Source organism: Sphaerisporangium sp. NPDC051017 (assembly GCF_040683095.1).
In the GTDB taxonomy this organism is placed as follows: Bacteria; Actinomycetota; Actinomycetes; order Streptosporangiales; family Streptosporangiaceae; genus Sphaerisporangium.
In genome coordinates this window covers 17373-31883 of the sequence record NZ_JBFBCI010000011.1, presented here as the reverse complement: position 1 = coordinate 31883, position 14511 = coordinate 17373, and the positions used below count along the sequence as shown (strand labels likewise).

General features: G+C 73.8%; 15 protein-coding genes. 2 read left to right on the top strand and 13 right to left on the bottom strand.

Annotation, left to right across the window (positions count from 1 at the left end; all coding sequences use genetic code 11):
- Window positions 1-10 precede the first annotated feature (10 nt).
- Window positions 11-895 carry a tryptophan 2,3-dioxygenase family protein gene (locus tag AB0M95_RS12360; protein WP_363762641.1) on the bottom strand — a complete coding sequence of 295 codons (885 nt, stop codon included), beginning with the start codon at window positions 893-895 and terminating at the stop codon, window positions 11-13.
- Window positions 896-1043: 148 nt separating this feature from the next.
- On the opposite strand from AB0M95_RS12360, the gene AB0M95_RS12355 reads away from it, so the two are divergent.
- Window positions 1044-1475: an Lrp/AsnC family transcriptional regulator gene (locus AB0M95_RS12355; protein WP_358523698.1), complete on the top strand. Its 432-nt coding sequence runs from the start codon at window positions 1044-1046 to the stop codon at window positions 1473-1475.
- A 69-nt stretch (window positions 1476-1544) separates the two neighbouring features.
- Here the strand turns inward: AB0M95_RS12355 and AB0M95_RS12350 are convergent, their stop codons facing one another.
- From AB0M95_RS12350 to AB0M95_RS12310, 9 genes are all read right to left on the bottom strand, one after another.
- A complete protein-coding gene (locus AB0M95_RS12350) occupies window positions 1545-1721 on the bottom strand; it encodes a LuxR C-terminal-related transcriptional regulator (RefSeq protein ID WP_363762638.1) in 177 nt (58 codons plus the stop codon).
- A gap of 216 nt (window positions 1722-1937) precedes the next feature.
- Complete coding sequence (locus AB0M95_RS12345; protein WP_363762635.1) at window positions 1938-3365, bottom strand: alpha/beta hydrolase; 1428 nt, start codon at window positions 3363-3365, stop codon at window positions 1938-1940.
- Between the two features lie 93 nt (window positions 3366-3458).
- Window positions 3459-3680, bottom strand: a complete 222-nt coding sequence (locus AB0M95_RS12340; RefSeq protein WP_363762632.1) for an amidohydrolase family protein — start codon at window positions 3678-3680, stop codon at window positions 3459-3461.
- A gap of 68 nt (window positions 3681-3748) precedes the next feature.
- Window positions 3749-4600: a glutamate ABC transporter substrate-binding protein gene (locus AB0M95_RS12335; protein ID WP_363762629.1), complete on the bottom strand. Its 852-nt coding sequence runs from the start codon at window positions 4598-4600 to the stop codon at window positions 3749-3751.
- Window positions 4601-4613: 13 nt separating this feature from the next.
- On the bottom strand, window positions 4614-6107 hold the full coding sequence (locus AB0M95_RS12330) for a hypothetical protein (protein WP_363762626.1): 1494 nt from the start codon (window positions 6105-6107) through the stop codon (window positions 4614-4616).
- 1 nt (window position 6108) lies between these two features.
- Window positions 6109-6948 (bottom strand): FHA domain-containing protein, encoded by an 840-nt coding sequence (locus tag AB0M95_RS12325; protein WP_363762623.1) that lies wholly within the window; start codon window positions 6946-6948, stop codon window positions 6109-6111.
- Window positions 6949-6951: 3 nt separating this feature from the next.
- Complete coding sequence (locus AB0M95_RS12320) at window positions 6952-8241, bottom strand: VWA domain-containing protein (RefSeq protein WP_363762620.1); 1290 nt, start codon at window positions 8239-8241, stop codon at window positions 6952-6954.
- Window positions 8234-9157: a protein phosphatase 2C domain-containing protein gene (locus AB0M95_RS12315; protein ID WP_363762617.1), complete on the bottom strand. Its 924-nt coding sequence runs from the start codon at window positions 9155-9157 to the stop codon at window positions 8234-8236. Before AB0M95_RS12315 ends, AB0M95_RS12320 begins: the two co-directional genes overlap by 8 nt.
- On the bottom strand, window positions 9154-11289 hold the full coding sequence (locus tag AB0M95_RS12310) for a tetratricopeptide repeat protein (protein WP_363762938.1): 2136 nt from the start codon (window positions 11287-11289) through the stop codon (window positions 9154-9156). Before AB0M95_RS12310 ends, AB0M95_RS12315 begins: the two co-directional genes overlap by 4 nt.
- Here AB0M95_RS12310 and AB0M95_RS12305 point away from each other — a divergent pair.
- On the top strand, window positions 11279-11644 hold the full coding sequence (locus AB0M95_RS12305; RefSeq protein WP_363762614.1) for a hypothetical protein: 366 nt from the start codon (window positions 11279-11281) through the stop codon (window positions 11642-11644). The two genes, AB0M95_RS12310 and AB0M95_RS12305, sit on opposite strands and share 11 nt — an antisense overlap.
- On the opposite strand, the gene AB0M95_RS12300 is transcribed toward AB0M95_RS12305, so the two are convergent.
- The 3 genes from AB0M95_RS12300 to AB0M95_RS12290 form a co-directional block, all read right to left on the bottom strand.
- A complete protein-coding gene (locus AB0M95_RS12300; protein WP_363762611.1) occupies window positions 11619-12854 on the bottom strand; it encodes a hypothetical protein in 1236 nt (411 codons plus the stop codon). The two genes, AB0M95_RS12305 and AB0M95_RS12300, sit on opposite strands and share 26 nt — an antisense overlap.
- A gap of 176 nt (window positions 12855-13030) precedes the next feature.
- On the bottom strand, window positions 13031-13246 hold the full coding sequence (locus tag AB0M95_RS12295; protein ID WP_363762608.1) for a hypothetical protein: 216 nt from the start codon (window positions 13244-13246) through the stop codon (window positions 13031-13033).
- A gap of 78 nt (window positions 13247-13324) precedes the next feature.
- The gene (locus AB0M95_RS12290; RefSeq protein WP_363762605.1) at window positions 13325-14365 is read right to left on the bottom strand and encodes a GTPase; all 1041 of its coding nucleotides are present in this window, start codon (window positions 14363-14365) and stop codon (window positions 13325-13327) included.
- Between the last annotated feature and the right edge of the window lie 146 nt (window positions 14366-14511).

Here is a 14511-nt window from a genome sequence, read left to right as displayed (position 1 = left end):
GGCGGGGCGGTCACATGGACGTGCGGGCCGACCAGAGCTCGGGGAAGACGTCGCGGCGCAGGCTGCGCTCCAGCCACGTCAGGCCGCTCGATCCGCCGGAGCCGGGCTTGGCGCCCATCGAGCGGCGCACGGCCATCAGGTGGCGGTAGCGCCAGTCGGAGAACCGCTCGGACAGGTCGGTGAGCGTCTCGGCGAGCGTCCAGAGTTCGTCGCCGGGCCCCCGCTCGGCGTAGATCTTCACCCAGGCCGCCTCGACCAGGGGGCTCGGCACGTACTCCTCGGCCGGGTCGCCCGCCGGAGGGACGTCGAACCCGCGCCGGGCGAGCAGGGCCAGCACGGTGTCGTACAGGCTCGGGGCCCGCAGCGCGTCCACCAGTTCGCGGTACACCTTCGCGTCGCGCCGGTGCGGCCGGGTGAGCGACTCGGACTTGTTGCCGAGAAGGAACTCCAGGTGGCGGTACATGGCGGACTGGAACCCGGAGGCCTCGCCGAGCGCGTCGCGGAACGAGTTGAACTGCGCGGGGGTCAGCCAGCCGAGCGCGCCCCAGGATGCGTTGAGCGCCTCGAAGTAGCGGACGCTTCGGGCCAGCACGGCGGTCGCCCCGGCCACGTCCTCGGCGTCCAGCAGCCGCTGGGCGAGCCGCCATTCCGCGCGGATCAGACCGAAGTAGAGCTCCATCACCTGGGTCGTGACGAGGAAGGCGCGCTCCTCGGGGATGTCGGTGATCGGCCGCTGGAGGGCGTGCAGGGCCTGCGCCGCCACGTAGTCGTCGTACGGTGTGCCGGAGGTGAACTCCAGCGTCGGCCGGCCGTGGTTCGCCGCCGCCCGCGCGGCGCGCTGCCGTCCACCCGCCGGGCGCACCCGCGCCCCGCCCGCCCGCCGTCTGGTCGTCATTCGCGTCTCCCCTGTTTCACCTCCATGTTCACTTAAGTCGAATTTTAGTGAAATACTGGGTCCGGAGCGATTCTGGCGTTCGGCTTTCTGGATGAAAGGTGCAGACCGGATTCCGGTTTGCGAATGACGGAGCGTGACCGTGGACGCGATGGACTGGGCCCTGCTGGCCGAACTGCAGGCGGACGCGAGGCTGTCGTACAGCGAGCTGTCCCGCCGCGTGCATCTGTCCGCGCCCGCCGTGGCCGAGCGGGTGAGGCGGCTGGAGGAGGCGGGCGTGATCGCGGGCTACCACGCCCGCGTCGACCTGTCCCGGGCCGGCCGCAAGGTGAGCGCCCTCATCCGCATGTCCTGCTACGGCGTGCGCTGCGTGCTGCGCGACCCGGTGGCGCTGGCCTGGCCGGAGATCGTCGAGGTGCACCGCGTGACCGGCGACACCTGCTGCCTGCTGCGCGTCGCCACCACCTCGATGACCGCCTTCGAGGAGCTCATCGACCGCCTCGCCCCGTACGGCCAGCCGTCCAGCATGATGATGCTGTCCAGCCCCCTCCCCTGGCGCGCGCTGAGCCCCGTGGAGGATTGACGCCGAACCCCCGTGGCGGGCCCAGCCGGGACTTCCACACCCGGCCCAGCGGGTGACGACCGTACTCGATCACCGGGACGGCGACGCCAGGCCCGCCTCATAGGCGATGATCACAAGCTGCACCCGGTCGCGGGCCGCGAGCTTGGCGAGCAGCCGGGTCACATACGCCTTGACGGTCGCGACGCTGATCACCAGGTCGGCGGCGATCTCGGTGTTGGACATGCCCCGCCCGATGAGCGTGAGCACCTCGCGTACGCGCGGTGACCCCGCCCAGAGAGCGGGAGGGCGGGGCCGCCGGGGCGGGACCCCGGGCCGCGAACTCCTCGATCAGGCGGATGAAGGCGAGCCTCCGCCCCCAAACCGGCCGTCGTCTCAGCCCCTCGAACGATCCACGTGCGGACGAGCCACCGGCCCCACCGGCTCGGGTGGGCGGTCTCGATGCCGGGCCGCCTCGGGATTCGTTCAGCCGTGCCGGGGAGTGAGGCGGGTGGTCAGTTCGCGGGCCGTGTGGGCCCAGATCGGGGTGGACGGGTCGATGACCGACCAGTGGTCGCCCGGGCGTTCGATGTAGGTCGCCTCGTCGCCCGCGGCGGACGTGTATCTGCGGGCCATGTCCACGAGGTCGAGGTCGTCGGAGGCGCCCTGGACGACGATCTGCGGCACCCCGAGCGGCAGCCGGAGCAGCGGGCTCGCGGCGGCGTACGTCTCGGGGATCTCCTCGGGCGTCCCGCCGAGCGCGTCGTGGACGGCCCCCGAGCTCATGTGGCGCCGGTACCCCTCCACCAGGTCCAGCACCCCGGCCAGCGACACGGCGACCGCGACCGCTCCCCCGGCGTCGGCCGCCGCGCGCAGGGCGAGCTGCCCGCCCGCCGAGTGACCGGCCACGGCGACCCGGTCGAGGTCCACCGGAACGTCCAGGGAGCGCAGCGCGGCGATGCCGGCGGCCACGTCGGCGGTCGTGGCGTCCCATCCGTGCAGGTCGGGGCGGCGGTATTCCAGGTTCCAGGACGCGATGCCCCGGCGCGCGAGGTCGATCGCGAGCGCGTCCATGAGGTCGGCGCCCCAGATCGACCGCCAGTAGCCCCCGTGGACCAGCACCACGACGGGCGGACGCGATCCGGTGCCGCCACCGCCGATGGCATCGTCCGGGCCGGTACCGGCGACGTCATCCGAGCTCATGCCGGCGACCTCGCCCGAGCCGGCGCCGGTGAGATCGTCCGAGCTCACGTCGGCGACGCTGCCTGTGCTCGTGCCCGTGACGCGGTCCCTGCCTGTGCCCGAGACGCCGTCCGCACCCGGGTCGGTGTGGCGGGCCGGACCCACATCCTTTACAAAGTACGGTCGAGGGTCGGTGGCCACCGGCGGCGGCGCATCCGCCACCGGACGTGCCGCCCCCTCCCGCGGCTCGGCCGTTGGCACCGATTCGGATTCCGAAGGGCCCGATCGGGGCGCCGGAGGGCTTGCCGCCATGGGAAGGCGCAGGTCCGCCCACTGGTCGGGGTGATCGCCGTACGCGATCCGGCGCGCGGGCCATCTCAACCGGTGCACCGCGTGGCGGATCGCCCAGATCAGCCCGGCGACGCCGCGCCCCTGCTGGTGCGCCGCTCCCCCGGCCACCGGGATCGGGCCGGTGCGCTCCAGGTCGAGCCACACCGTGCGCGGCGAGTACGCGGCCGGCACGTCCATGAGCCTCCGGACGTCCGGGCTCGGCCCCGGCACGGCGACGACCGCGCAGTCGCCGGAGGTCGCGCCAAGCTCCGCCTCCAGCGCCGCGGCGCCGTCCACGGCCGCGAACCGCGCGGGCACCCCGAGCACGGCCGTCTCGGCCCCCGCGACCTCCCTGAGCAGCCGCTCATCGGCCACCGGCCCCGTCAGAACGACCACGCGCACGATCCGCACCTCCGTCCCCTAAGCGAACCTACCCGGACGCCGGCGGAGTCCGGACGCCCGCCGAACCACGGAGCCCGCTCCAGCGTGAAGTGGTCAGGTGCGAGTGTCGTCGCGGACGACAGTGCCGGCCTTCATCACCCATCTCACCGTGCCGAAGGCCGAGTCGGAGGCGAGGAGGTCGGCGTCCGTCGCGACGAGGTCGGCGTACTTGCCGGGCTCGACGGTGCCGAGGCCGGCGTCGGCACCGAGCCGGCGGGCCGGGCCGAGCGTCCCGGCGTGGAGGGCGCGGACAGGGCCGAGGCCCGCCTCGGACATGTGCTCCGGTTCCCTGACCGTGGCGTTGGTGCCCTCGAACGGCCAGAACCCCCGCCGCCGCGGGACCGTCAGCCGCAGCCCTCGAACTGGGGCACGCTGAAGTTGAGCGCCAGCCCCGACTTGGCGAACCACTTCTGCAGCAGCTTCTTGGCCGTGCCGTCCTGGTACATCTCGGTGATGGCCTTGTTCACCGCCTCGCAGCCGTCGATGTCGCCGCTGCGGATGCCCACGCCGTACCGCTCGTCGCTGAACGGCGCGTTGACGATGCTGGTCCCGGCGGTCGCGAACCCGGCGAGGATCAGATCGTCGGTCGAGACCGCGTCCACCTTGCCCGAGCGCAGGTCCGCCACGCACTCGCTGTAGGACGCCGAGGGGACGAGCACGACGGGGATCTTCCGCTCCTCCTTGACCCGCTTCCAGGAGTTGGACCCGGTGACCTGGCACAGCTTGCGGTCGCGCAGGTCCCGGACGTTGTTGATCTCGCGCTGGCCGGTGCGCACGAGGGTGTCCTGGTGGGCGACGTAGTACGGGCCGCCGAAGGCCACCTTGGTCTTGCGCTCGGGGGTGATCGAGTAGGTCGCGAAGATCAGGTCGACGGCGCCGTCCATGAGCAGCTTCTCGCGCTGGGAGGAGGGCGCCGGGACGAACCGTGCCTGCTTGCCGAGCTTGGCGGCGACGTAGGTGGCGACGTCGACGTCGAACCCCTCGTACCTGCCCGACACCAGATTGCCGAGGCCGGGCTGGTCCTTCTTGACCCCGATGACCAGGGAGTCCTTGTCGAGCACCGAGGTGCCCGCCGCGCACGACGTGGCGAGGGGGACGGCCGCCGCCACGGCGACCGCGACGGCGGCCGCGCGGCGCAGGCGGCCGGCCCGGCCGGTCCCGCCGAGAGGGCCGCGCGTCCGGATGAGCGTGAGCATCGATACGTTCCCTTCAGCGGTACTCGGCGAGCCGGGGCCGGACACCGGCGAGGACCAGCACGATGGCGACCAGCGCGGCCGCCGGGGGCAGCCGGTTCCACCCGCCGAGGGCGCCGTCGCCGTCGGCCACGGCGTCGTCGAACGCCGTGCGGTGCAGGCCGGTCAGCTTGACGAGCGCCTCGTCGTACTCGCCGAAGGCCGGTCCCATGACCCTGCCGACGGCGTCGCGGCGCGCCCCGCCCGTGGCGACCTGGCGTATCTGCTGGTCGTTGCGCTGGAACGCCTGGTAGAGGCGCAGCACGCGCGCGACGGCGGCCTCCTGCCCGGGAAGGCTTCCGCCGGAGGCCTCGGTGCCGTAGAACCCGAGGAAGGTGACCTTGCCGGGGTAGGCGGCCACCGCCGAGTCCAGGGCGGCGTAGTACTTGTCCAGGTTGCCGCCGGGCACGTAGAGCACGCTCTGCGACTTGTCGAGGTACACCTGCTCGTAGGTGTCGGCCCGTTGCGGGTCCAGCAGGTAGCGGATCTCGTCGCCGTGCAGGGTGTTGCCGATGGCGCGGGCCCGCGACAGGGCGAGGACGGAGTTGAAGCCGTCCTCCTTGGCGGACGTCAGCGCGTTGCCCTCGTGCTGCAGCACGACCACCCCGGCGAGGGTGAGCGCGCCGACGACGGCGGTGGCCACCAGCAGCGGCAGGTTGAGCGTGCGCCGGAAGCCCCGGCTCAGGAAGACCTGGAGCGCGACGAGCGCGGCCAGCGCGATCAGCCCGGCGAGGACGACCCACAGCCGCCCGGACTGCACCGAGGACAGCTCGGCGAGGTAGGAGTGCCGGACGATGGTGGCGCTGTCGAGGGTGAGGTTGTAGGCCTGGGGCAGGAGCTGGAGCCGCATCAGGTCGGTGGCCTCGCGGTACTCCCGGAGCACCTCGGCCGGCGGCGGCCCGGCGTTGTGGCCGGACTGCTCGTCCAGCAGCAGGGCGCGGGCGGCGAGCCGCTCGTAGCGGCCGAGCCCGTCCAGCAGCGCGCGTACGGTGGTCTGCCCGGTGGCGTCGCCGCTCGCGAGGTCGGCGGCCTGGAGCACCGCCCCGTCGGCCTGCGCGCGGCGCTGCTCGTAGCGGTCGAGCATGCCCTGGCGGCCCGCCTGGAACCCGGCGTCCCTGCCGATGAGCAGCAGCCCGGCGACCTGCGCGTCCATGTCGCTGAGCGCGAAGTACAGGTCGGCGGTGGCGACGACCTGCGGGCCGGCGGTGTGGCCGATGACCTGCAGGCCGTCCCTGGCGTGCCCGACGGCCAGGGCGACCGCGCCGAACACCAGCAGGACGGTCGCCACGACCAGGCCCGTGAGCAGGCGGATCCAGCCGGGCACGGTGCGCACGCGGGTGACCCGGCGCGGCCACGGGGAGCCGGCGACGGAGCCGGGCACCGGGACGGCGACCGTACCCGGCGGCGTGGCGGGATCGGGGGGCGCGGCTTGCGCGGGGGCGGGGGCCGCGGGGGGACCGGCGATCGTCATGTCAGCCCTTCCGCACGGTGAGGAGGGTCCAGGCGCCGACGTGGACGCGGTCGCCGTCTTCGAGCGGGACCGGCACGTTGACCTCGATCAGCTTGCCGTTCACCAGCGTGCCGTTGGCGGAGCCGGGGTCGACGATCTGCCAGCTCCCGTCCGGCTGGGCGAGCAGCACGGCGTGCAGGTGCGACACACCGGGGTCCTCGGGCGGCTCGGACAGATCGATCTCGGGCACCATGGGCCGCGACTGGCGCCGCCGGCCGATGCGCGTCTCGGGGCCGCGCAGCGGCACCCGGCGCTCGGGGCAGTAGGGCGGGAACGCGACCCTGGCCGCGTCCGGGCCGCCCTGGGCGATCATGCTGTCGTAGTGCGCGCGGTCGGCGGTGATCACCGCGATCCAGCCGCCCGCGGGCGCCGGGGCGGGCGCGGGAGACGGGGCGGACGCGGGCGGCGGCGCCGTGCGGTACGACGAGGAGGGCGGGGGCGGCTGCCATCCGGGCTGGGCGGGCCGCCAGGGCTGGGCCGGCTGCGCGGGCTGCCACGGCGGGGGCTGCGCGGAGGAGCCGGTGGGGGGTGCCTGCTGGGCGGGACGCGCGGCCTGGGACGGGGCGGCGCCCGACCCGCCGAGCACGAAGTCGTACCCGCAGTTCTCGCAGAACCGGCCGGTGCGCGGGGCCCCGCAGTCGGGACAGGGCCCGTCCCCGCCGCCGGAGGCCCCGGAGGCGCCGGCCGGCACGGCGGACGACGCCGCGGGCACGCCCCCGGCGGACGCGCCCGTGATCCGCGCGCCACAGGTGTCGCAGTACTCCTCGTCGGAGCTTTCATGCCCTTCTGGGCAGATGGCCATCGCTCAGCTCTCCGGGTCCTTGCGCATGCGGACGGTTCGGACGGAGCGGGTGTCGAGTGCGATCTCATCCGCTTTGTCAACGACACGCTTGAGGCGGGCGGTTCCCGTCGCGGGGTCGATGTCGATGACCTTGTCGAGCAGCTTGGCGGTCTCCTCGTTACCGGCCTGCTCGGCGATGCCGCGCGCCTTGCCGAGGCGGGCGGTGGCCGTCTCGACGTCGCCGTCGTTGCGCGCCTGCAGGCCCTCCTGGATGAGCGAGGCGAGCTCCTGCTGGCCGGTGTAGTGGGCGACGCGGGGGTTGATGCGCGTGGACTGGGCGGGGTCGTCGCTCCACTGGGCCAGGATGTTCCCGCCGGCCATGACCTCGCCCGTGGAGGGCTGGACCAGCTTGACCAGGGCGGCGCGCATCTCCTGGCCGACGTTGCCCGCGGGCACGCTGACGCTGATGTGGTACTCGCGGGTCTCGCCGCCCCACGCGCCGGTGGGGTAGTCGCCGGTGAGGGCGTCCACGTCGGTGCGGCGGCCGGTCAGGTCCTCCAGGGTGGGCGACACCTGCTTGACGAAGTTCAGCGTCGCCGCGCGGGGCGTCCACACCCGCAGGGCGATGTCGGCGACGGTCTTGCCCATCGCGGCCTCGGTCATCGCCCGGAAGTCGGCCTCCAGTTCCTCGGGCCTGCGGACGTCCATCACGCTGCCGAGCAGGGTGGAGCCGATCCTGCGGACCTCGGCGACCACCCAGTCGGTGCCGACGCCGCGGCAGTCACAGACGAACTTCCCTGCCGAGTAGGCGAGGTTGGCGTCGAACTCGGGGGCCGGCTCGTGCTCGTTCTTGCCGTCGGTGAGCAGGATGGCGTGCCTGATGGCATCAGGGTGGTCGGCCTGGTGGGCGCTGAACAGGTCGGCGGCGCGGCGCAGCCACCGCCCCATGGCGGTGCCGCCCTCGGCGCGCAGGCCGGCGATGGCCTCCTTGGCGGCCTGACGGCTCTGGAAGTCGGCGGGGGCGAGCCGCCCCGAACCCGGGAAGATCACCTCGGCCTGGTGGTTGCCGGAGATCACGGCGAAGTGGACGCCGTCGCGCAAGGTGTCCACGGCGGCCTGCGCGGCCTTGCGCGCGTCGTTGATCTTGCCGTAGGACATGGAGCCCGACGTGTCGATGATGATGACCTCGGCCGCCTCCGCCACGGAGGAGCTCTGGACCGGCCCGCTCGCCTCGGCCGTGATGATGCCGTGGACCTCCTGGCTCCCCGCGGGCAGGTACTTGTTCTGGTCCACGCGGATGGTGAAGTCAGTCACTTCTCTCCTTCGGGAAAGCCACCGTGGTGTCCGTCCGATCCCCCTGGCCGAACGGGATGATCGCCACGGTGATGTTGTCGTGGCCTCCCGCCTCGATGGCCAGGCGTACGAGCCGCCGCGCCGCCACGAGAGGGGTGTCGTTCAACGCCGTGGCGGCCAGCGCCTCCGGCTCCGGGTAGTAGTTCCACAGGCCGTCACTGCACAACAGCACCGCGCCGGGGCCGTCGGTGGTGAACGTCCTGACGTGCGGGACGACCTCGCCGGCGTCGGCGCCGAGCCAGGCGGTGAGCATGTGGGTGCCGGGGGTCGCGTCGTCCTCGGTCAGCAGCGCCGACTGGCCGCCGAGCCAGTAGGCGCGGCTGTCGCCCACCCAGCCGATCGTGACCTGCCGCCCGTGGACGATCGCCGAGACGTAGGTGCACGCCGGGGAGTCCTCGCCTGGGGCGGCGGAGGCGGCGACGGCGTCGGCGGCGAGGCGGACGGCCTCGCGGGTCGCGGCCTGCGCGTCGTCGCCGTCGGCCAGCCTCTTGACGATGACCGCCGCCGCGACGTCGGCCGCCGCCTGGGACGCCTCGTCGGGGCGGGGCGAGGTGGACACGCCGTCGCAGACCACCGCGACGACCGCGCCCTGGCCGCCGGGCAGCAGCGCCATCGCGTCCTCGTTGCGGCTGTGGCGCAGGCCGCGGTCGCTCACGGCGGCCGAGTACGCCGCCTCGATCTCGACGTGGTCGCGGCCGGTGGGCTGGAGCATGCCGCAGTTCTCGCAGTAGCCGTCGGGCCCCACCGCCGAGGCCCCGCAGGCCGTGCACGGGCCGGCGGGAACGGACGGGACGGACGACAGGTCGTGCCCGCAGCTCTCGCAGAACGCCTCGCCGGCCAGGACGCGGGTGCCGCACGCGGGGCAGGCGCCGCTCACCACAGCGTCCTCGGGCGCACGGAGTTGGCGCGGCCGATCAGCGCGTAGCGGTCCTCGGTGGACCCGGCCGACCGGGCGAGCGCGCGGTACACCCGCTCCAGCTCGCCGCGCAGGCCGCGCTCGTTCAGCGGCGTGCCGAGCAGCGTGCCGGTGCCGGTGACGGACTGGCCCTGACGAGACTGGCCCTGACGAGACTGGCCGGTGACGAACCGGGCGAGCGCGCTCTCCAGGACCTCCGAGGCCAGGCCGTCGCGGTCGCGCGAGTCGAGTTTCAGCACGCGCAGCCGCTCGCCCGCGGAGAGCAGCTCGGGCTCGGCCGGGGCCTGGCCGCGCACGATGACCGCGACGGCGGCGACCTGCGCGGCGGTGCGGTGGATGGAGGTGGGCGGCACCTCGTCCAGGGCGTGGATGGCGTCGGCCCGGTCGTCGTGGGCGAGCGCGATGCGGCCGAGCCCGAAGCAGGCGCTGACGTAGGAGCGGTCGGTGCGCCAGACGGCGGCGAAGTGGCGCGCGGCCTCGGCGCCCGCCCCGGCCGCCTCCAGGGCGAAGGCCAGGGCCAGCCTGGGCGCGGGCTCGCCGGGGAACCAGGAGTAGAGCCCGTCGAAGAACCGCGCGGCCATGGCCGGGTCCCCTGAGGCCAGCTCGGCGACGCCGCGGTACCACCACAGCCGCCAGTCGCCCGGCAGGTCCGCGGCCGCGGCGGCGTACAGCGAGTCGGCCACGGGTCGGCCGAGCTCGCTCAGCACCCGGATCAGCGCGAGCTTGGTCTCCGGGGTGGGCGGCGCGGACTGCAGGACGGCGATCAGCTCGTCGGGGCTGCCGGAGGTGAGCCCGGCGAGGAACCCGGCGGCGGGGTCGAGCGGGTCGACCAGGGGCGCGGGGAGCGAGGACGCGGCGTCGAGGCGGTCCAGCGGCCCGAACACCCGGCCGGTGCTCGCGGCGGCGAGCTCGGTGCCGACCGCGCCGCGCTCGGGACCGAAGACGCCGGACTGCGCGGGATGGGGCCTGCCTTCCTCCTCGGCCCTGGTCTCGCGCAGCACGCCGACGAGCTGCTCGGTCATCTCGGCGGCGCTCTCGAACCTGCGGGCCGGGTCGGGGTCGGTGGCGCGGCGCAGGAAGCGCATGAACGACTCGCGGCCGACGCCCATGTCGGGCAGCGGGGCCGGCTCGCCTCCGCTGGTGGGGCTGAACGGGAAACTCAGCACGGCGAGGGTGCGGCCGACGGTGTACAGGTCGGAGGCGATCGACGGGCCCTGCGCGGCGATCTCGGGGGCCTGGTAGCCGATGGTGCCGTAGATCGCGCTGTCGGGGTCGTCGAGGCGGCGGACGGCGCCGAGGTCGATGAGCTTGAGCTGCTCCTCGACCTGGATCACGTTGGCGGGCTTGAGGTCGCAGTACAGCATGCCCCGGTCGTGCAGGTAGCCGAAGGCGCGCAGGATCTCCAGCCCGTAGGCGATGACCTGGGACAGCGGCAGCGCCTGGCCGTTGGAGGTCTCCCTGAGCCGCTTGCGCAGCAGGTCCTGCAGGGACTCGCCGCCGACGTACTCCATGACGATGTAGCCGACCATCGTCCCGGTGCCGGGGTCGGGGTGGCTCACGAAGTTGAAGATCTTCACGATGTTGGGGTGGTCCATCGCCGTGAGGTAGCGCCGCTCGGCCTCGGCGGCGGCGAGCGCCTCCAGGTCGCCGGTGTCCAGCAGGCCCTTCATGACGACCCAGCGGCCGTCGAGGTTGCGGTCGGCGGCCAGGTAGATCCAGCCGAGGCCGCCGTGCGCCAGGCAGCCCTTGACCTCGTACTGCCCGGCCACCAGGTCGCCGGGGTGCAGTTTGGGGGTGAACGAGAAGCGCTGGCCGCAGTGCGGGCAGAAGCCTTCGGGACGTCCGGGGCGCCCGTCCCTGCGGCGGCCGACGGGCTTGCCGCAGTCGGGGTTGCCGCAGAAGCGGCGGTCCTCCGGGACGACGGGGTCGGCCATCACGACGGCGGAGGGGTCCCGGTAGGGGACGGGGGGAACCTCGACCAGGCCCATGCCGAGCATGCCGCGCCGCGAGCGGGTGCTGCCGCGGCGGGAGCCGCGGGTGCTCGGCGCGGCGCCGGACGCGCCGGTGGCGAGCGTGCCGCCGATGGACGGCATCGTCACCGGGGGCATCGGCGCGGACGGCGAAGGAGCGGAGGGCACGGGGGCCGAAGGGGGCGCGCCCGCCGGGGCGGACGGCCACGCCACGCCGGGGCCGCCGGGCGCGGGGGCCGAGGGCCAGGCCACGCCGGACGCGCCGGGGGCCGGCGGGAAACCGGGGCCGCCGGGGCCGGGCGGGACGCCGGGCGCCCACCCGGAGGGGGCGCCCGGCTGCGAAGACGAGGACGGGGCGGGCGCTGGGGCGGGCGCCGCGACGGGCGCCATGCCGCAGGTGTCGCAGTACCCGTCCACCACCGTCCCGGCGCATCCGGGCTGCGTGCAGTTGGTCATCCGGCCGCTCCGATCCGCGTGATGGCCCGCTGATATTCGGCGACCGCGACGGTGGCCCGCCGCAGGTCGCATGGCGCCGTCCAGAGCAGGTCGCGCGCCTTGCCGTACAGGTCGGCGAGCGCCATGTCCTCGGCGTGGCCGAGGCGGAAGGCCTTGGCCTGGAAGGCGGACAGCCGCCCGCGAAGCTCGTCGCGGCGGCCGATGAGCCCGCCGAGGGATTCGGCGACGCCCCGGGCCTGGGCCACGGCGTCGTCGGCCGCGCGCTCCATCGCCGAGAGGCGGTCGGCCAGTTCCAGCCAGCGGCCGCCGAGCGTGCCGAGGGCGCCGAGGCGGTCGCGCAGCGCGGGCGCCTGGCCGGGCATCGCGGGCAGGGCCGGTGCGGCGATCTTGGCGAGGACGACGTCGCGGACGCGCAGCGCCTCACGCTCGGCCTCGGCGACCTGCTCGATGCGCTCGCCCAGGCGTCGGGCGCGCACGGCGTAGTCGTCGCGGGCGAGCACGGCCCGGTCCAGCGCGGCCCTGCGCGCGGCCACGGCGGAGGCCAGCGCGTCGAGCTCGCCGCGGCGCTCCCGCGAGCCGAGGGGGTCGGAGGTGACGGCGGCACGCAGGCGGGCGGCCTCGGCGTCCAGGCGCTCCAGGTCGGGGTCGTGGACGTCGAGGTCGCGGGCCAGGTCCCTGGCGGCGGCGCGGGCGGCGTCGGCCCCGTCCAGCACGGGCAGCAGGTCGGTCCAGGCGGCGTCCACGGCGGCGACGGCCGCGGCGACCTCACGGTAGGCCTCGTCCATACGGGCCAGCAGCACGTCCAGGGTGACGCGCTCACCGGCGGCCTGGAGCAGGGAGCGCTTCTCGACGGGCACGTCGTCGGGCTTGAGCTCGGCCGAGGGGCCGGTGAGCAGCGCGGTGAGGGCGGCCAGGTCGGGCCGGCCCGCGGCCCTGAGCTCCTGCGCGCGGTCCAGGACGCGGCGGTAGGCGTCGAACAGCCACCACAGCGTGACGTACCTGCCCTGGGCCTGCTCCCAGCGGCGGCCGGTCTCGCCGGTGGGCGTCATGCCGGTCAGCAGGCGGTGGCTCGGGTGGTCGTCCAGGTCGAGCAGGTCGCCGGCGACGCGGTCGCGCTCCTCGGTGCGGCGGCGCAGGGCATGGTCGACCTCGGCCAGACCCATCTGCGGGCCGCCTGCCCCGCGCATGACCAACGCTCCGCGCCTCCCCCGGTACGGGATGGACCAGTCCATCTACATACACATTCTTTACCTAAACCCGGGGAGTGCGCGCCCCGCGCCGCGACGGGCGAGCCAGGATTCGATCACATACCGGTCACGCGGCCGTCACGGCCGGGGTATGGGCCGGGAATCGGCGGGGAACACGCGCGGAAACGGATGGTGTCCGGGACTGCGCCTCCGGCGCGGGGTCAGTGGCTGACGAGCCAGTTCCAGATGTTGCGCACGACGTCGAACCCCACGTCGGCGACCCTGCCGACGACGCGGGCGACGGCGTTCCTGACCAGGTGCTCGATGGCGGTCTCGTCGCGGTGCTGCACCGCGTCGTCGAGCCGTGCGACGTACTCGGTGTCCTCCCGGCGCCTGGCCTCCACGGCCCGGGTTATGTCGTCGTCGTCCTCGATCATGTCGTGTCCTCGTGTCCGGCCGGGGCGCCCGCCGCGGCGGCGTCGGGGAGTGGTGGCGCGCAGGTGCTCACCGGGGGCTCAGAACGGCAGCTGGGACAGGTCGAAGGCGCGCGTGCCGCGGATGCCGTCCCACACCAGGAAGTTGCCGTATTCCCGCATCGCGCTGACCGGCACGCCCGCCAGCTCGGCGACGTCGTCCAGCACCCGCTGGAAGCGGAAGATCGCGGTTGGCCCCAGCTTGTTGACGACGTTCACCATCAGCGCGGCGAGGTTGAAGCGGAACAGCGCCGAGCAGGGCAGGACGCGGTGGTTGTCGCGCAGCCGTGAGAAGACGTCCGCGTGCTCGGGGTGGGCCGCGGTGTACCGCTCGCAGACCTCCCGCGAGAAGTGCCCCCGGTAGGTGACGGTCTGCCGGTCGAAGCCGAGCCGGTCGTCGCGCACGGCGAACTCGCCGTTGTTGTAGGTGTGGGCGCTCAGCAGGTCGCCCCAGGGTTCGACGACCATCTGCTCGAAGTGGGCCGCCTTGACCTCCATGCGGCCGGCGAGGGGCCGGCTGGGGACGAACGAGCCGCGTTCCCCGCGCATGTCGAAGATCCACGGCGGCGGGGTGAGCAGGTCGGCCTTGGTGAGGACGTGGGTCACCTTGCCGACGATCCGCCGCCGCGCCCCGGGGTCCGCGTCGTCGAGGAGGCGGCGCAGATGGCGGGCCTCGCGGTCGGTGCAGCGGCTGTCGGCGTGCATGGCCCAGATGACGACGTCGCACTCGGCCAGTTTCTCCAGGTACATCGCGCGATAACCCGCGTCCAGATCCTCCGAATCCCCTAGTCCCGGCATATCCCAGAATGTCAACGTGTGGCCGGAATTACTGGGAACAGAGATGGCCTGAGGTTCGCGGGTGGCGGGCTTCACGTCCCCCACGGGGAAGTGCGTCCCGAACAGAACGTTGAGCAGAGAGGACTTTCCCACGCCACTCTGCCCCATGATCGCAACACTTAGGGCTTTATTCGCCTCGGTGTCACGTTCGCGGCGTACGCTCTGTCTGACACGGTCGAGTTGATGCTCGTCGAGCGCGTCGACCGAGATCAGTTCGGTCCTTGCCACGGGCTCACCTCGGGTCATAGCGTTGACAACGTCACGGCGCTCACGGCGTTGACGGCGCTCCCGGCGTCCGCGACCCCATGGCTCCACGACTCTTTTTGCCACCGGCCCCATCGTGGCCAATGATCCTTGCGATGTCCTTGCGGGGAAGGCCGTCGAGTGAGAAT